Annotated in this window: 14 protein-coding genes; 2 read left to right on the forward strand and 12 right to left on the reverse strand. The window is 73.8% G+C overall.

From position 1 onward, the window contains the following. Window positions 1-18 precede the first annotated feature (18 nt). The 10 genes from RM555_RS20005 to RM555_RS20050 form a co-directional block, all read right to left on the reverse strand. Window positions 19-2,550, reverse strand: coding sequence for an ATP-dependent Clp protease ATP-binding subunit (locus RM555_RS20005; protein WP_311413243.1), 2,532 nt, complete (start codon window positions 2,548-2,550; stop codon window positions 19-21). A gap of 461 nt (window positions 2,551-3,011) precedes the next feature. Next, on the reverse strand, window positions 3,012-3,362 hold the full coding sequence (locus tag RM555_RS20010) for a histone-like nucleoid-structuring protein Lsr2 (RefSeq protein ID WP_165947879.1): 351 nt from the start codon (window positions 3,360-3,362) through the stop codon (window positions 3,012-3,014). Between the two features lie 109 nt (window positions 3,363-3,471). Then, entirely contained in the window at window positions 3,472-4,980 is a 1,509-nt protein-coding gene (gene lysS, locus RM555_RS20015; RefSeq protein ID WP_311413179.1) for a lysine--tRNA ligase, read from the reverse strand. A 129-nt stretch (window positions 4,981-5,109) separates the two neighbouring features. After that, window positions 5,110-5,868: a type III pantothenate kinase gene (locus RM555_RS20020; protein WP_132238666.1), complete on the reverse strand. Its 759-nt coding sequence runs from the start codon at window positions 5,866-5,868 to the stop codon at window positions 5,110-5,112. 32 nt (window positions 5,869-5,900) lie between these two features. After that, window positions 5,901-6,797, reverse strand: a complete 897-nt coding sequence (nadC, locus tag RM555_RS20025) for a carboxylating nicotinate-nucleotide diphosphorylase (protein ID WP_311413180.1) — start codon at window positions 6,795-6,797, stop codon at window positions 5,901-5,903. Beyond that, window positions 6,794-8,488, reverse strand: a complete 1,695-nt coding sequence (locus RM555_RS20030) for an L-aspartate oxidase (protein ID WP_311413181.1) — start codon at window positions 8,486-8,488, stop codon at window positions 6,794-6,796. The genes nadC and RM555_RS20030 overlap by 4 nt, the downstream gene beginning before the upstream one ends. Window positions 8,489-8,617: 129 nt before the next feature. Next, the gene (locus tag RM555_RS20035) at window positions 8,618-9,499 is read right to left on the reverse strand and encodes a septum formation family protein (protein ID WP_311413244.1); all 882 of its coding nucleotides are present in this window, start codon (window positions 9,497-9,499) and stop codon (window positions 8,618-8,620) included. Window positions 9,500-9,691: 192 nt separating this feature from the next. Beyond that, the gene (gene panD / locus RM555_RS20040; RefSeq protein WP_132238660.1) at window positions 9,692-10,117 is read right to left on the reverse strand and encodes an aspartate 1-decarboxylase; all 426 of its coding nucleotides are present in this window, start codon (window positions 10,115-10,117) and stop codon (window positions 9,692-9,694) included. 34 nt (window positions 10,118-10,151) lie between these two features. Continuing rightward, window positions 10,152-11,000 carry a pantoate--beta-alanine ligase gene (gene panC, locus RM555_RS20045; protein WP_311413245.1) on the reverse strand — a complete coding sequence of 283 codons (849 nt, stop codon included), beginning with the start codon at window positions 10,998-11,000 and terminating at the stop codon, window positions 10,152-10,154. A 29-nt stretch (window positions 11,001-11,029) separates the two neighbouring features. Beyond that, the gene (locus RM555_RS20050; protein WP_311413182.1) at window positions 11,030-11,983 is read right to left on the reverse strand and encodes a Rossmann-like and DUF2520 domain-containing protein; all 954 of its coding nucleotides are present in this window, start codon (window positions 11,981-11,983) and stop codon (window positions 11,030-11,032) included. Window positions 11,984-12,208: 225 nt separating this feature from the next. On the opposite strand from RM555_RS20050, the gene RM555_RS20055 reads away from it, so the two are divergent. Further along, on the forward strand, window positions 12,209-13,384 hold the full coding sequence (locus tag RM555_RS20055; protein WP_311413246.1) for an SAM-dependent methyltransferase: 1,176 nt from the start codon (window positions 12,209-12,211) through the stop codon (window positions 13,382-13,384). Between the two features lie 4 nt (window positions 13,385-13,388). Continuing rightward, on the forward strand, window positions 13,389-14,549 hold the full coding sequence (locus RM555_RS20060; protein ID WP_132238654.1) for an NADH-quinone oxidoreductase subunit D: 1,161 nt from the start codon (window positions 13,389-13,391) through the stop codon (window positions 14,547-14,549). Window positions 14,550-14,619: 70 nt separating this feature from the next. Here the strand turns inward: RM555_RS20060 and RM555_RS20065 are convergent, their stop codons facing one another. Together RM555_RS20065 and RM555_RS20070 are read right to left on the reverse strand one after the other, a co-directional pair. Then, window positions 14,620-16,332, reverse strand: a complete 1,713-nt coding sequence (locus RM555_RS20065) for a hypothetical protein (protein WP_311413183.1) — start codon at window positions 16,330-16,332, stop codon at window positions 14,620-14,622. Window positions 16,333-16,486: 154 nt separating this feature from the next. Then, window positions 16,487-17,491 carry a glycine betaine ABC transporter substrate-binding protein gene (locus tag RM555_RS20070; protein WP_151456517.1) on the reverse strand — a complete coding sequence of 335 codons (1,005 nt, stop codon included), beginning with the start codon at window positions 17,489-17,491 and terminating at the stop codon, window positions 16,487-16,489. Window positions 17,492-17,748 lie beyond the last annotated feature (257 nt).

The following is a 17,748-nucleotide window of genomic DNA, read 5'->3' on the forward strand; positions in this document are numbered from 1 at the left end:
CGTGCTGCTGTTCCGGCCCTACTCGTCCGCGCCTGCGGCGGCGGTGCCACCGAGGTCGGCCGGGACGGCGTCCGGCACGGTGGCCGGCCGGTCCGCGCCCGTGAAGATGAGCTTGGACTTGTCGATGTCCTCCGGATCGCCCTCGCAGTCCACCACCACGATCTGACCCGGGGTCAGCTCGTTGAAGAGGATCCGCTCGGACAGGTTGTCCTCGATGTCGCGCTGGATCGTGCGACGCAGCGGACGCGCACCGAGCACCGGGTCGAAGCCCTTCTTCGCCAGGTACTTCTTGGCGTTGTCGGTCAGCTCCAGACCCATGTCCTTGTTCCGCAGCTGGCCCTCGATCCGCTGGATCATGATGTCGACGATCGACAGGATCTCCAGCTGGCGCAGCTGGTGGAAGACGATGGTGTCGTCGATCCGGTTGAGGAACTCAGGCCGGAAGTGCTGCTTGAGCTCGTCGTTGACCTTCTGCTTCATCCGGTCGTAGTTGGACTCGGAGTCCTCCGACGCCTGGAAACCGAGCGAGACCGCCTTGGCGACGTCGCGGGTGCCCAGGTTGGTGGTCAGGATGATGACCGTGTTCTTGAAGTCCACGATCCGGCCCTGACCGTCGGTGAGCCGACCGTCCTCCAGGATCTGGAGCAGCGTGTTGAACACGTCCGGGTGGGCCTTCTCGATCTCGTCGAAGAGGACCACCGAGAACGGCCGACGCCGCACCTTCTCGGTCAGCTGGCCGCCCTCGTCGTAGCCGACGTAGCCGGGAGGGGCACCCACCAGCCGGGAGACCGTGTAGCGGTCGTGGAACTCGGACATGTCCAGCTGGATGAGGGCGTCCTCGCTGCCGAACAGGAACTCGGCGAGCGCCTTGGAGAGCTCGGTCTTACCGACACCGGACGGGCCGGCGAAGATGAACGAGCCCGACGGACGCTTCGGGTCCTTCAGGCCGGCCCGGGTACGCCGGATCGCCTTCGAGACCGCCTTGACCGCGTCCTCCTGGCCGATGACGCGCTTGTGCAGCTCGTCCTCCATGCGCAGCAGGCGCGAGGTCTCCTCCTCGGTCAGCTTGTAGACCGGGATGCCGGTCCAGTTGCCGAGCACCTCGGCGATCTGCTCGTCGTCGACCTCGCTGACGACGTCCAGGTCACCGGCCTTCCACTCCTTCTCCCGCTGGGCCTTCTGGCCGAGGAGCTGCTTCTCCTTGTCACGCAGCTGGGCGGCGCGCTCGAAGTCCTGCGCGTCGATCGCGGACTCCTTGTCGCGACGCACCTGGGCGATGCGCTCGTCGAAGTCGCGCAGGTCCGGCGGCGCGGTCATCCGGCGGATCCGCATCCGGGCGCCGGCCTCGTCGATCAGGTCGATCGCCTTGTCCGGCAGGAAGCGGTCGGAGATGTACCGGTCGGCCAGCGTCGCGGCGGCCACCAGAGCCGCGTCGGTGATGCTGACGCGGTGGTGCGCCTCGTAGCGGTCGCGCAGGCCCTTGAGGATCTCGATGGTGTGGGCCAGCGACGGCTCACCCACCTGGATCGGCTGGAAGCGGCGCTCGAGGGCGGCGTCCTTCTCCAGGTGCTTGCGGTATTCGTCGAGCGTGGTCGCGCCGATGGTCTGCAGCTCGCCACGGGCCAGCATCGGCTTGAGGATGCTCGCCGCGTCGATCGCGCCCTCGGCGGCACCCGCGCCGACCAGGGTGTGGATCTCGTCGATGAAGAGGATGATGTCGCCGCGGGTGCGGATCTCCTTGAGCACCTTCTTGAGGCGCTCCTCGAAGTCACCGCGGTAGCGGGAACCGGCGACCAGGGCACCGAGGTCGAGCGTGTAGAGCTGCTTGTCCTTCAGCGTCTCGGGCACCTCGCCCTTGATGATCTTCTGGGACAGCCCCTCCACCACGGCGGTCTTGCCGACGCCGGGCTCACCGATCAGGACCGGGTTGTTCTTGGTGCGGCGGGAGAGCACCTGCATGACCCGCTCGATTTCCTTCTCGCGCCCGATGACCGGGTCGAGCTTGCCCTCGCGGGCGGCCTGGGTCAGGTTGCGGCCGAACTGGTCCAGCACGAGGCTGGTGGACGGCGCAGCCTCGCCCGGCGTGGTGCCCGCCGCGGCCGGCTCCTTGCCCTGGTAGCCGGAGAGCAGCTGGATCACCTGCTGGCGGACCCGGTTGAGGTCGGCGCCGAGCTTGACCAGCACCTGGGCGGCGACGCCCTCACCCTCGCGGATCAGACCGAGCAGGATGTGCTCCGTGCCGATGTAGTTGTGGCCGAGCTGCAGCGCCTCGCGCAGCGACAGCTCCAGCACCTTCTTGGCCCGCGGCGTGAACGGGATGTGCCCGCTCGGCGCCTGCTGACCCTGGCCGATGATCTCCTCGACCTGCTGCCGCACACCCTCCAGGGAGATGCCGAGGCTCTCCAGAGCCTTGGCGGCGACGCCCTCACCCTCGTGGATCAGGCCCAGCAGGATGTGTTCCGTACCGATGTAGTTGTGGTTGAGCATCCGGGCCTCTTCCTGGGCCAGGACGACAACCCGTCGCGCTCGGTCGGTGAACCGCTCGAACATGCCCTCGTGCTCCTCACGTGCCGTGCGCACTCGATCTTGATGGTCAAGAAGTCGTGGCGGGGCCGGTGCGCGGACGACCGGGACGGGCGTCCGTGCCTCCTTACTCTATCGCCGCGGACCGACTCCGCTGAGGTCGTGTGTCCCCGTCGGAAGCCGTGTACGCGTCGTTTTGCACAACCGTCCGCGCTCAGGGGGTGTTCCGGTACCCCTGCCTGTACGCGCAGAGCGAAATTCGACCCCGGTCGTGGACCCGTCGTGCGGGTCGCGCCGGTGCCGACGCGGCCCGGATCCGGGCCGTCCGGGAGTCGTCCACAGGCTGTGGACAGACTCTCCACCGGCTGTGGACAACGACCGTCGGGACGGAATTCTTCCCGCTCGGACGCGACCCCGGGCGGATACGGCGACGCCGGCCCGGAGTCGTGCTCCGGCCCGGCGTCGGTGTCGCCCGTCGGCGGTCCCGGTCAGTGACCGGCCTTCGCGTGGTATTCGTCGACGATCTCCTGGGGGATCCGGCCCCGGTCGGAGATGTCCTTGCCGGCCTTCTTGGCCCAGGCGCGGATCGCCTTGTTCTGCTCCCGGTCGGCGGTGGCGCCACCCCGGCCGCGCGCGGCCCGGCCGCCGACGACGACGCCGCCCCTACCCACCTTGGTGCCGTGGGCGATGTACGAGGCGAATACGTCGCGCAATTTCTCGGCGTTCGAGCTAGACAGGTCGATCTCGTACTGAACGCCGTCGAGCGCGAACTTGACCGTCTCGTCAGCGTCCCCGCCGTCCAGGTCATCGACCAGCTTATGAATGATCTGCTTGGCCACGTCCCACATTCCTTTCGAGCAGGGTGCTCCTGCAAACTGTAAGCACGATAACCCGCGCGACGCTTGTCGCGTCAATAGGATGCGGTAACGACCCGGTGGAGATGTGCGGCTACTCCGGGCGAACCAGGGGGAAGAGGATGGTTTCCCGAATTCCCAGGCCGGTGAGCGCCATCAAGAGCCGGTCGATTCCCATTCCCATACCCCCGGCCGGCGGCATTCCGTACTCCATCGCCCGGAGAAAGTCCTCGTCCAGCCGCATGGCCTCGTCGTCGCCGCGGGCGCCGAGCTGGGCCTGGGCCACCAGCCGCTCCCGCTGCACCACCGGGTCCACCAGCTCGGAGTACGCGGTCCCCAGCTCGAAACCGAGCACGTAGAGGTCCCACTTCTCGGCCAGCCCGGGCTCGCTGCGGTGCGCCCGGGTCAGCGGGCTCGTCTCCTCCGGGTAGTCGCGGACGAAGGTGGGCGCCTGGAGGCTCGGCACCACCAGCTCCTCGAACAGTTCCTCGGCCAGCTTGCCCGGTCCCCACTTCGGGTCGACCGCCAAACCCACCTTGTCGGCGTACTCCACCAGGCGGGCGTGCTCGGTGCGCACCGTGACCTCCTCGCCGAGGGCCTCGGAAAGCACCCCGAAGAGGGTCACCGAGCGCCACTCGCCGCCGAGATCGAACTCCCGGCCGTCGGCGTGCGTCACGACGGTCGAGCCGCTGACGGCGATCGCCGCCTGCTGCACGAGATTCCGGGTCAGCTCGGCCATGGTGTCGTAGTCGCCGTACGCCTCGTATGCCTCGAGCATCGCGAACTCGGGCGAGTGCGAAGAGTCGACACCCTCATTACGGAAGTTGCGGTTGATCTCGAAGACCCGGTCGACGCCGCCGACGACGGCCCGCTTGAGAAACAGTTCCGGCGCGATTCGCAGATACAGATCGGTGCTGAGTGCATTGCTGTGGGTCACGAATGGCCGGGCCGCCGCGCCGCCGTGCAGCAGCTGGAGCATCGGGGTCTCCACCTCGATGAAGTCCCGGCCGTGCAGCGTCTCGCGCAGGCTGCGCACGGTCGTGGCCCGGGTACGCACCATCTGGCGGGCCTGCGGCCGGACGATCAGGTCCACGTAGCGCTGCCGGACCCGCGCCTCCTCGCTCAGCGGCTTGTGCGCCACCGGCAGCGGGCGGAGCGCCTTCGCCGTCACCGCCCACTGCTCGACCAGCACGGACAGCTCGCCGCGCCGGCTGGTGATCACCTCGCCGGTCACGCCGACGAGGTCACCGAGGTCGACCAGGCGCTTCCAGTCGTTCAGCCGGTCCGGGCCGACCCGGTCGAGGGAGAGCATGGCCTGCAACTCCGTCCCGTCGCCGTCCCGGAGGGTGGCGAAGCAGAGCTTGCCCGTGTTGCGTACGAAGATCACCCGGCCGGTGACCGAGACCTGGTCCCCCGTGGCGGTGTCGGTGGGCAGCTCGGCGTACTTCTCGCGGATCCCGGCCAGCGTGCTGGTCCGGGGGAATCCGATGGGGTACGGCTCGACGCCCTCGGCGAGCATCCGGTCCCGCTTCTCCCGGCGGACCTTCATCTGCTCGGGAAGGTCGTCGGCGGGATCGACTGGCACGGGGTTCTGCTCGGTCACGGCACGCTTCCTCAGAAGGAGATTTCGGGCGGGGTCAGGCCCCGAGCGTACTCAAGGCGCCCGGAGGGCGTTACGGGATGACCCGCCCGCATGACCGGCCCCACTCGCGCCCTCTCCGGCGGCCGGGGTTCAGACGTTGCGCTCGTAGACCATCCGCAGGCCGATCAGGGTGATCATCGGCTCGTGGTGGGTGATCGTGCGGCACTCGTTGATCACGAGCGAGGCCAGCCCGCCCGTGGCGATCACGGCGCTCACCTCGCCGATCTCCTCGATCATCCGCTCGACGATCCGGTCCACCTGCCCGGCGAAGCCGAAGTAGAGGCCGGACTGGAGGCACTCGACGGTGTTCTTGCCGATCACCGAGCGGGGCTTGGTCGCCTCCACCTTGCGCAGCTGGGCGGCCCGGGCGGCGAGCGCGTCGAAGGAGATCTCGATGCCCGGGGCGAAGGCGCCGCCGAGGAACTCGCCCCGGCCGCTGATCACGTCGAAGTTGGTGGTGGTGCCGAAGTCCACCACGATCGACGGCCCGCCGTAGAGGGTGTACGCGGCCAGGGTGTTCACCACCCGGTCGGCGCCCACCTCCTTCGGGTTGTCGATGGCGAGCTGCACCCCGGTGCGCACCCCGGGCTCGACGATCACGCTCGGCAGGTCCGCGTAGTAGCGGGCGAGCATGTTGCGCAGCGAGCGCAGCGCGGCCGGGACCGTGGAGCAGGCCGCGACCCCGGTGATCTCGACGGCGTCCGCGGCGAGCAGGCCCCGGAACTTCAGGCCCAGCTCGTCGGCCGTCGCCCGCGCATCGGTCTTGATCCGCCAGGAGTGCACCAGCTTGTCGCCGTCGAAGGTCGCCAGCACGGTGTTGGTGTTTCCGATGTCGATGCAGAGCAGCACGCTCGCAGCCTAGACAACGCCCGGCCGCCGGTTCACGCGGTGCGCAGGTCCATGGCGATGTCGAGGATCGGCGAGGAGTGCGTCAGGGCCCCGACCGACAGGAAGTCGACACCGGTCGCCGCGTACCGCGCCGCCACGTCGAGGGTCAGCCCGCCGGTCGCCTCCAGCTCCGCCCGGTCCCCCACCGACGCGACCACCTCGGTGAGCATGTCCGGGGTCATGTTGTCCAGCAGCAGGAAGTCCGCCCCGGCCTCGACCGCCTCCACCGCCTCGGCGACCGTGTCCACCTCGACCTGCACGGGCACGTCCGGGAAGGTCTCCCGGACCCGGCGGAAGGCCGCCGTGATGCCGCCCGCCGCGAACTTGTGGTTGTCCTTGATCATCGCGACGTCGTGCAGGCCCATCCGCTTGTTCGTGCCGCCGCCCGCGCGGACCGCGTACTTCTCCAGGGCGCGCAGGCCCGGGGTGGTCTTGCGGGTGTCCAGCACCATCGCCTTGGTGCCGGCCAGGGCGTCCGCCCAGGCCCGGGTGTGGGTGGCCACCCCGGACATCCGGCAGAGCAGGTTGAGCGCCGTGCGCTCGGCGGTGAGCAGCAGCCGGGTGGGGCCGGTCACCGTGGCCAGCACGTCGCCGCGCGCCACCCGCTCGCCGTCGCGGCCCACCACCGACACCTCGACCGTACGACCGGCGCCGGTCGCCTCGCCGACCACCTCGAACACGGCAGCTGCCACAGCCAGCCCGGCCACCACGCCGTCGGCGCGGGCCACCAGGTCGGCCGTGTCGGTCTGCCCGACCGGGATGGTGGCGACGCTGGTGACGTCCAGGAGGTCCGGGCCCAGGTCCTCGGCGAGCGCGGCCTCGACCGTCCGCCGCACCTGCGCCGGATCCAGGCCGGCGTCCCGCAGTGCCCGTTCCGTCGACTCCGTCATCGGGTTCCCTCCCACGCTTGCGTCAGCCGGCCCTGCGCCCCGACCGCGCCGACCAGGTGGCCGTGCCACCGCTCGTCGGCCGTCGGGAAGTCCTCCCGCCAGTGGCAGCCCCGGGTCTCCCGGCGGGCGTACGCGGCGGCGACCAGCGCCGACGCCACGGTGATCAGGTTCGTCGCCTCCCAGTCGGCCGTCCGGGGCCGGCCCCGGCCCTCGCCGAGCCCGGTCAGCGCGCCGGCGGTCGCCGCGAGGGTCTCCGCCGAGCGGAGCACGCCCGCGCCCCGGGTCATCGCCCGTTGCAGCGTGGGCGTCGCCTCGGCCGGCACCACCCAGCCCTCGCCGCCCACCCAGGCGCCCGTCGCCGCCGGCTGGGCCTGCTCGGGCAGCCCGGCAGCGATGTCCTCGGCGATCCGCCGGGAGAAGACCAGCCCCTCCAGCAGCGAGTTGCTGGCCAGCCGGTTCGCGCCGTGCACGCCGGTGCAGGCGACCTCACCGCACGCGTACAGCCCGGGGATGGAGGTGCGGCCCCGCAGGTCCGTGCGGACGCCGCCGGAGGCGTAGTGCGCGGCCGGGGCGACCGGGATCAGATCGGTCCCCGGGTCGACCCCGATGGCCAGGCAGGACGCGACGATGGTCGGGAAGCGCCGGGCCAGGAAGTCACCGCCCAGGTGCCGGGCGTCGAGGAAGACGTGGTCCGCCCCGGTGGCCAGCAGGACCCGGTGGATGCCCTTGGCCACCACGTCCCGGGGGGCCAGCTCGGCCAGCTCGTGCTGCCCGACCATGAACCGCTTGCCGTCGCCGTCGACCAGGTGGGCGCCCTCGCCGCGCAACGCCTCGGAGACCAGCGGCTGCTGGGCGTGCCCGGCGCCGGGCACGCCGGCACCGGCCGGGGTGATCAGCGCGGTCGGGTGGAACTGGACGAACTCCACGTCGGTCACCGCCGCGCCGGCCCGCATCGCGAGGGCCACCCCGTCCCCGGTCGACACGGCCGGGTTGGTGGTGGCCGCGTAGATCTGGCCCATCCCGCCGGTGGCCAGGACGACCGCCCGGGCCAGGATGGCGCCCACGCCGTCCTCGCTGCCCTCGCCGAGCACGTGCAGGGTGATGCCGCAGGCCGGGCCGAGCCCGTCGGGACCGTCACCGGGGGCGCGCAGCAGGTCCAGCACCAGGGCGTGCTCGACCAGCCGGATCCAGGGGTCGCGGCGCACGGCGGCGTGCAGGGCGCGCTGCACCTCGGCCCCGGTGGCGTCGCCGCCGGCGTGCACGATCCGGTCCGCCCGGTGCCCGCCCTCCCGGGTCAGCATGAGTGAGCCGTCCGGGTTGCGGTCGAACTCCGCCCCGATCCGCATCAGCTCGCGCAGCCGGGTGGGGCCCTCCTCGACCAGCACCCGCACCGCCGCCGGGTCGCAGAGCCCGACGCCGGCGATCTCGGTGTCCGAGGCGTGCGCGGTCGGGGTGTCCTGCGGGTCGAGCACGGCGGCGATGCCGCCCTGCGCCCAGCGGGTCGACCCCTCGTCGATGTCGACCTTGGTCACCACGGTGACGTGCAGCCCCGCCTCGCGCAGGTGCAGCGCGGCGGTCAGGCCCGCCACCCCGGAACCGACCACGATCACGTCGGTGGTCTCCACCCAGCCGGGCGCGGGGGCGGCCAGCAGTCTGGGCAGCGCCGGCAGGTCGACGGTCGGAAGGTCCATGCCCACAGTCAACCCGAAGGGTCCTCGCGGGGGGCGGCGGGGGCGGGACGAGTGGTTTGGGCCATGGGGTCCGAGCCGGGCAGCCGGCCGACGCCACGCGTGGGGCCGCCCGCGTGGGCCGGCGCCGCGCTACCGCGTCCGGACCGGGAGGGCCGCCGGGCCCGCGCCCCGCAGCGAGCCGGTCACCGTACGGTCGTCGAGCCAGAGGTAGCAGCGGACGCCCCGGTCCCCGACGCGCCACCGGCCCTGCCCCGGCGGGCGGACCACCACCCCGCTGCGGAAGCGCAGGTCGGCGTCGTCGGGCACCCTGACGTAGCGGCCGAGCACCGAGCGGCAGCCGGCGTACAGCGGGGCCCAGTCGGCGGCCCGGGTCGGGTACGGGCGGTCGGGCGCCCGCCACACCCCGACGAACTCGGCGTCGTGCCGGGTGGCGCAGTCGACCGGGAGCAGCGTCCGCACCGACCCGCCCCGGGAGCGGGCCTGCTGGCAGCCCAGGCGTAGCGGGGACGGCCCCCGCAGCGCGTCCCGGAGGCTGCCGGTGCGGACCACCACCGTGGCGGCGGCCTCGGCGGTGCTCACCTCGGTCAGGTCGCACCGGTACCAGCGGGCGCCCGCCGTCCAGCCCGCCCCGGACGGCACCGCCACCGCCAGCCGCAGCCGCCCCACCCGCCAGTCGGCGCCCACGTGACCGGTGGCCCGGGCGTCGCAGTCGGCGAAGGCGCCCCGCAGCTCGGCCGAGCCGCCTGGCGGCGGGGCGGGCCGCCCGGCCGGAAAGGCGCCCACGTGCACGGTCTCGACCCGGTGCGGCGCGGCGCAGTCCACCGGCGCGTACGCCGCCAGGGTCACCACGTCGACGAAGTCGGCGACCTGGCAGACCCCGGCGGCCGGGGTGAAGGGCCCGGCGACGGGCGGGGCAGCCCAGTCGTCGACCAGGTCACCGTCCAGCCCGCCGGCGTCGGCGCAGCCGGCCAGGAGCGCGGCCGTGGCGACGGCGGCGAGCAGGGTGGTCATCGCACGGCGCACAGCGGCCTCCCCCAGCCACCCGCGTCTATCGACGGGCAACCAGACTACCCAGGGATGACCTTCCGGTGACAGACCGCACGCACGCCCGCTTCCCACCCCTCCAGGTTCCTGCGGTCACGAATGGCACGAAAGCCGACAGAATGCCGCCGGAGGAGCGGGCGGAAGGCGGGAACGGGCGGGTCAGACGGCGGCGGCGAGGGGGTTGGGGATCGGGGCGCCGGCGGTGCCGGGTGCGGCGGTGGTCGGGTCGGCGTTCAGCTCGACGACCCGGTTGTCGGCGTCGACGTGCACGACCCGCGGCCGGTAGGCACGGGCCTCGACGTCGTCCATCTGCCCGTACGAGATGAGGATGACCAGGTCTCCCGGGTGCACCAGGTGGGCGGCGGCGCCGTTGATGCCGATCACGCCGCTGCCCCGCTCGCCCGGGATCACGTACGTCTCCAGCCGCGCCCCGTTGGTGATGTCCACGATCGCCACCTGCTCGCCGGGGATCAGGTCGGCGGCGTCGAGCAGGTCCTCGTCGACGGTCACCGAGCCGACGTAGTGCAGGTCGGCCTGGGTCACCGTGGCGCGGTGGATCTTCGACTTGAGCATGGTGCGCAGCATCGGGATGCCTTTCGCGGAAGGTGGGGAGCGGGGTTCAGGAACGGGGGGCGAGCCGGATCGCCGCGTTGTCGATCAACCGGGTGGCGCCCACCCAGGCGGCCACGAGCAGCCGCGCCGGCCCGGAGACCGGCCCCGGTTCCAGGTCCGGATCGGTGAGCACCAGGTAGTCGAGACGCGCGCCGGGCGTACCGGCGCCGAAGGCCGCGTGCGCGGCGGCGAGCACCGCCCCCGCGTCACCGCCCTCGTCGGCGGCCTCGGCCCCGGCCCGCAGCGCCGCGGACAGGCTCAGCGCGGCCTCCCGCTCGGCCGGGGACAGGTAGCGGTTGCGGCTGGACAGGGCCAGCCCGTCCGGCTCCCGTACGGTCGGCACGCCGACCACCTCGACCGGCACGTCGAGGTCCCGGGCCATCCGCCGCACCAGGGTCAGCTGCTGGTAGTCCTTCTCGCCGAAGAACGTCAGGTCGGGACGGGTGAGCTGGAGCAGCTTCAGCACCACGGTGAGCACCCCGTGGAAGAACCCGGGGCGGCTCTGCCCCTCCAGGTCCTCCCCCAGCGGGCCCGGGTTCACCCGCACCCGGGGCTGGCCGTCCGGGTACATGTCGGCCACCGAGGGGGCGAAGACCACGTCCGCGCCCGCCCGCCGGCAGATCTCCAGGTCGGCGTCGAGGGTGCGCGGGTAGCGGTCGAAGTCCTCGTTCGGGCCGAACTGCAACGGGTTGACGAAAATCGTGACGAGCACGTGGTCGGCGCGCTCCCGGGCCGCCCGCAGCAGCGTCTCGTGCCCGGAGTGCAGCGCGCCCATGGTCATCACGACGCCCACGGTGCCCTTGAGCCCGTCACGCGCCGCCGCCAGCTCGGCGCGGGTGTGCACCAGTTCCGTCACCTGTCCCCCTCCGTCCACCGTCGGCCCGGTCACGCCGCCACCTCACGCCGGTCGCCGGCGAGCACGCCGAGCAGCGACTCCGCGTCGACCGGCCGCAACCGACCCGCGGCGATGGCCCGGTCGGCCGTACGCCGGGCCAGGGCCAGGTAGGGCGCGACCGACTCGGGGGCGGTCGCGGCGAGCCGGGCCAGGTGCCGCTCGACCGTGCCGGCGTCGCCCCGGGACACCGGCCCGGTCAGCGCGTCGTCGCCCAGGCGCAGCGCGTTCTCCAGGGCGGCCCGCAGCAGCGGGGCGAGCACCTTCTCCGGCTGGGCCACCCCGGCGTCGCGCAGCCGGTCGGCCGCCTCGTTCACCAGGGTCACCAGGTGGTTGGCGCCGTGCGCCAGCGCCGCGTGGTAGAGCGGCCGGTCCGCCTCGCCGACCCACTCCGGCACCCCGCCGAGGTCGGCGACCAGCCGGGCGGCCAGGGGGCGCAGCTCCGCCGGGGCGGTCACCCCGTACGAGATGCCGGCCAGCCGGGCCAGGTCGTCCGGCGTACCGGTGAAGGTCATCGCGGGGTGCAGGGCGAGCGGGCGAGCGCCCGCCGCGGCGGCGGGGGCGAGCACGGCCAGCCCGTGCGCGCCGGAGGTGTGCGCGACCACCTGGCCGGGGCGCAGCGCGCCGCCGTCGGCCAGGGCGGCGACCACCCCGGCGAGCGCGTCGTCGGGCACGGCGACCAGCAGCAGGTCGGTGGCCGCCCGCGCCACGGCGGCGGCGGAGCGGCGGGGCGCGTCGGGAAGCAGCAGCGCGGCCCGGGCCCGGGAGGCGCCGGAGCCGGCCGTGACGGCGACGACCCGGTGGCCCGCGGCGGCGAGTGCGGCGCCCAGCACGGTGCCGACCCGGCCGGAGCCGACGACGCCGACGGTGAGGAGACGGGGGGTGGCGGCCGGCGGTACGGCGGCCCCGCGGGGGGCGGCCGGGCGCGGGCGCAGGGGTGCGCTCATGGGCGACGATCCAGTCCTCGAGAAGGGGTACCGGTCGATGGCAAGTATGCGCCGGGGTCACGGAACCGGGACAAGGATGTGTGAAAACGTTCACCGGCGGCACCGGCGGCACGCCCGGGGATGGCACGTCCGCTCCGACCGGCTGACCGTAGGGTCGGGCCGGTGACGCACGCCGTACGGCCGGCCGGTGACGGGCAGGACAGGCAGCTCGGGAGGAACGAACTGATGCCGGAGCGCTGGCGGCACGCGATGGAACGGTCCCTCTACGGGCCGGGCGGCTTCTTCGTCTCCGGGTCGGGCCCGGCCGGCCACTTCCGCACCAGCGCGCACGCCTCCCCGGCGTTCGCCGACGCGCTGCTGCGACTCGTCGAGCGGGTCGACGCCGCCCTCGGCCACCCGGGCGTCCTCCGCGTGGTCGACGTGGGCGCGGGCCGGGGCGAGCTGCTGCGCGCCCTCTCCGCCGCGCTGGGGACTCCCCCGGCCGCCGCCCGGCCCTCGGCCTCGTCCGGCCCGTCGTCCGCCGGTCCCCCGCCCTCCGCGTCGGTTCCGCTCGCCTCCCGGGTACGCCTCACCGCGGTCGAGAAGGCTCCCCGGCCGGCCGACCTGCCCGACGGGATCGACTGGCTCGGCGAGATCCCCGACGGGATCACCGGGCTGCTGGTGGCCACCGAGTGGCTGGACAACGTGCCGCTCGACGTGACGGTGCACACCGCCGAGGGCTGGCGCTACCTGCTGGTCGACCCGGCCACCGGCGCGGAGACCGTCGGTGACCCGGTCGAACCCGCTGACGCGGACTGGCTGGCCCGGTGGTGGCCGGCACCGGATGCCGGCGCGGACGGAATCGGTCCGGCCGGGTCGGGGTTCCTGGCAGCCCGATCGGCGGAGGGATCAAGCCTGACCGCCCGGAGCGGGTCGGGCCGCCCGGAGCTCCCGACAGCAGTCAGAGCCGAGATCGGCCGGACGCGCGACGACGCCTGGGCCGGGGCGGTGGGAAAACTCGACCGGGGGCTGGCGCTGGCCGTGGACTACGGGCACCTGCGCGACGGCCGGCCCGTGGACGGGACGTTGACCGGGTACCGGGGCGGGCGGCAGGTCCCGCCGGTGCCGGACGGGAGCCGCGACGTCACCGCGCACGTCGCCGTCGACTCGGTCGCCTCCGCCGGCGCCCGGGTCGCGCGGTGCGCGTACGACCTGGGGTCGCAGCGGGAGGCGCTGCGGGCGCTCGGGGCCGACGGCGGGCGCCCCCCGCTCAGCCTGGCCGCCAGCGACCCGGCCGGGTACGTGCGGGCGCTCGCCGCCGCGTCGGCGGTGGCCGAGCTGACCGACCCGGCCGGGCTGGGCGGGCACTGGTGGCTGCGGCAACCGGTCGGCGTCGACCCCGGGTGGCTCATGGCACGATGACGTCATGACCACGGACGCCGGCGACCTCCGCGAGCTGACCGTCGGCACCGGGGCCGGCGGCGATCAGCTCGGCACCGACATGGTGCTCAACATCGGGCCGCAGCACCCCTCCACGCACGGCGTGCTCCGGCTCAGGCTGGTGCTCGACGGCGAGCGGGTGGTGGCCTGCGAGCCGATCGTCGGCTACATGCACCGGGGTGCGGAGAAGCTGTTCGAGGTCCGCGACTACCGGCAGATCATCGTGCTGGCCAACCGGCACGACTGGCTCTCGGCCTTCTCCAACGAGCTGGGCGTGGTGCTCGCCGTCGAACGGCTGATGGGCATGGAGGTGCCGGAGCGGGCCACCTGGCTGCGGATGGCGCTGGCCGAGCTGAACCGGGTGCTCAACCACCTGATGTTCCTCGGCTCCTACCCGCTGGAGATCGGCGCGATCACGCCGATGTTCTACGCGTTCCGCGAGCGGGAGACCATCCAGGCGGTCATGGAGGAGGTCTCCGGCGGCCGGATCCACTACATGTTCAACCGGGTCGGCGGCCTCAAGGAGGAGATCCCCGCCGGCTGGACCGGCCGGGCGCGGGCCGCCATCGCCGAGGTCCGCCGGCGGATGCCGGACCTGGACAACCTCATCCGGCGCAACGACATCTTCCTGGCCCGTACGGTCGGCGTCGGGGTGCTCTCCGCGGCGGACGCCGCCGCGTTCGGCGCGTCCGGGCCCGTCGCCCGCGCCTCCGGCCTCGACCTGGACCTGCGCCGCGACGAGCCCTACCTGGCCTACGACCAGCTGGACGTGCCGGTCGTGACGAAGACCGCCGGGGACTGCCACGCCCGCTTCGAGGTGCTGCTCGACCAGGTGTACGCCTCGCTCGACCTCGCCGAGCAGTGCCTGGACCGGGTGGACCGGCTCACCGGGCCGGTCAACACCCGGCTGCCGAAGGTGCTCAAGGCACCCGAGGGGCACACCTACGCCTGGACCGAGAACCCGCTCGGCATCAACGGCTACTACCTGGTCTCCCGGGGCGAGAAGACGCCGTGGCGGCTGAAGCTGCGCACGGCGTCGTACGCGAACGTGCAGGCGCTGGCGACCCTGCTCCCCGGCTGCCTGGTACCGGACCTGATCGCCATCCTCGGCTCGATGTTCTTCGTGGTCGGCGACATCGACAAGTGACCCGGCCGCGTACGCCCGTCCGGTCGCGGCGGGCGGCGTGGCGGCTGCCGGTCGGGGCGGCCGTCCGGGGTCAGCGCCAGCGGTCCGCGTTGCGGGCTCCGCCCGCGCGGGGCTCGTCGTCCTGCGGCGGGTGGCCGTAGGGCTCCTCCTGCCGCCGGCCGTACCGCTGCGGCTCGCGCTCCGCCCGACGGGTGCGGTGCGCCTCGGGCTGACCGGCGTCGTGCCGCGCCTCGGGCTGCTGTCCCCGCTGACGGGGCGCACGCCACTCGTCGGGCACCGGCACCCCGCCAGCCGGCAGGGCCGGGGCGCCGTCCGGCTCCGACCAGCCGCCGCGCCACCCGTCGTCCGCCCGGTCCGGGCCCCGGCGCGGCTCGTCCCGCCGGACCGACGCCCAGCGGTCCGCGAGCCGGTACTCGGTGCCGGTGGCGTCCGCGTGCACCTCGGCACGCCGCTCCCCGACCCGCAGCTCCCGGCCCCGGTCGTCGTCGCGCACGGCGGCCCACCGGTCCCCGGCGCGCAACTGCGACCAGTACTCCCCGCTCTCCGCCCCCGCCTCGTCCGGCGGGTACGACCGACCGCGCCCGCGCGCTTCGGCCGGCGCATCCCAGCCCGGTGCCCCCGCGACGCCCCGACCCGGGTCGTCCCGCTGCTGTCCGCGCTCGTCGTGCCGCCCCGGCCACTCCCGCTCGTCGCGCCCGCCGGCCCGTTCCCGGCCGCCGGGCTGGGCGGACCACTCCCGCTCGCCGGGCTCGGCGGGCCACTCCCGGCCGCCGGGCGGGGCCGGCCGGGGCCGGTCGTCCCGGGCAGAGCCGGGGCCCGGCCGCGACACGTCGTCGTCGCGGCGTGGCCGGTCGTCGTGGCGGGACCTCGCGTCCGGTTCGCCGTGCCCGTGACCGGCCCAGGAACGGTCGTCCGGCTCACCCGACCACGGCCGCTCCTCCTGCTCCGGCGACCAGCGTCCCGCGTACCCGCCGCCGTAGCGGGCCCCGCGGTCGCCGGGGACGGACGCGGCCCCGTCCACGACGGTGTGCCGGGTGGTGACGTGCACGGTCTCGGTGTGCCGCACCACCCCGAGCGAACGGGCCGAGGGCTGGCTCGTCGGCTCCGCCGGCCGGGCCGCCCCGTACACCCCGGCCGTTGCGCCAGCGGCCGGCCGGTCCGGGTCGTAATCACCGGCCGCGCCCGGTGCCGGCCCGTCCGTGCCGTACCCGGCGGCCGGGCCGGGCACGAACCGCGCGGCACGAGGAGTCGGCTGCGGCCTGCCGGCGGGCTCCGCGTCGTCCCGGTCCGCGCGTCCCCGGCGGGGCGCCGCGTCGTCCTGGTCCGGCATCTGCCTACGGCCGGCGACCGCGTCGTCGACGGACGCCCGGGCCCGGCCGGCGCCGGCAGGGGCGTCGACGCCGGCCAGCGCGGCGCTGCTCGCGTCCAGCCGCCGACGCAGCGCGGCGACCTCGTCCTGTGCCCGCTGGGCGTGGTCGAGCGCCTGGTTGCCGCGTTGGGCGGCGGCCACGATCTCCCCGCGCAACTCGCGGCGGAGTTCCTCGATCTCGTCCAGCAGCTCATCGGTGCGGGCCGGGCCCGCGCCGTCGGCGCGCAACGCGATCGACAGGCCGATCAGGACGACGGCCAGGATGGCCAGCACGGCGGCGAACCGCAGCGGGCCGTTGCCGTCGGCGACGAGCAGGATCAACGCCGCCACCGGTGCCAGGGCGACACCGATCCAGAAGAGCACGGTGAGCAGTGACGGACTGCGCTTGTCGGCGGGGGCGACCGGGGCTGGCATGGGTCCGCAGCCTACCGAGAGCTGCCCCGCCCGGGAAAGGGTGAACGGGGCATCCGGCATCTTCGCCGCCGATCGCCCGCCCGCCGTCGACCGCCGACGCGCCGCCCGCCCGTCGGCCGCCGGTGGCACAGGGCCACCGACGGCCGGTCGGGCATCAGCCGACGGCCAGTGCGCCGTCCGAGGAGAACACCAGGCCCACGCTCGCGGCCCCGGTCTTCAGCGCGTTCTTGGTCTGCGGGCCGCCCTGGTCCAGCGAGCTGAACGAGCCGGCCTTGAAGTCGTAGACCTGGACGAGCCCCGCCTGGCACTTCGGCCGCTGCGGGCACTCCGGCGGCCCGGCCAGCACCGTGGCCTGGCCCGAGCACTTGGCGGCCAGCTCGGAGAGCGTGCTGACGCCGTACTTGTCGGCGAACGCCTTCGTCACGGCGAAGGCGTTCTGGTCCTGCGCGGCGGCGGGCGTGCCGAAGACGAGGCCCGCCTTGTCGCCGGCCGCCTTGAGCGCCGCGACGGTCTTCTCCAGCTCCGGCGACGACACCGGCTGGGCGTCCTTGCCGTTGGCCTTGGTGTTGAGGAACTCGGCCATGGTCGCCGCGTACTCCGGGACGACCTGGATCTCGCCCTTCTCCAGGGCCGGCTCGTAGAGCTCACGGTTGCCGATCTGCTGCACCTTGGCGTCGTAGCCGGCGGCCGTCAGGGCGATCTTGTAGAGCTCGGCCAGGATCTGGTTCTCCGTGAAGTTGGCCGCGCCGATCACGATCTGCCCACCGGGGCCCTTGGCGATGCCGGCGGTGACGCCGTTGGCCGCCGCGAACTCTTCGGCCGCCTTCTGGGCCGTCTTGCGGTCGACGTCGACGGCCTTGTTCAGCTGGATCAGCTTCGGCGTGTCGAGCGCGGCCGAGACCTTGTCCAGCGCCGCGATCAACTGCGGGTTGGCCGCGTCGGCGTTGACCGCCGGAATGACGTTGTCGGTGTTCTGGAGCTTCTTGTCGTCGTCGAGGACGACGAGCTGGTCACCGGCCACCGGCGCGCAGCCGGCGCCCGAGGCCGCCTGTTCCGGGGCGTCCGTGCCGGAGGAGCCGGCGTCGCCGCAGCCGGTCAGCAGCCCCGCCGCGGCGAGGGCTCCCACCGCACCGACGGCCAGGCGTGTACGAGCGCGCATCAGTGCCCGCCTTCCGTGTCCCGGCGCGACCCTGCCGGGCCGGCCGCGTGTCCGACGGGCGATCTCCGTCCGGCCGCCCGCTGTGTCCCACGAGCGGCTCGCGTTGCGGCCGCCCGGTTTCCCACCCCAACATCTTCCACGCGGGACCGACAACCCGAGGCGAGGTTTGTCACCGGATCGTCACCGGAAGTCAGCCACGCCGACCCGTCATCGGGGCGTTCCGGTCCGTGGCGTCGGGGCGTTCCGGTTCCGTGGCG

The sequence above is a fragment of the Micromonospora reichwaldensis genome (assembly GCF_031845925.1).
Taxonomy (GTDB): domain Bacteria; phylum Actinomycetota; class Actinomycetes; order Mycobacteriales; family Micromonosporaceae; genus Micromonospora; species Micromonospora reichwaldensis.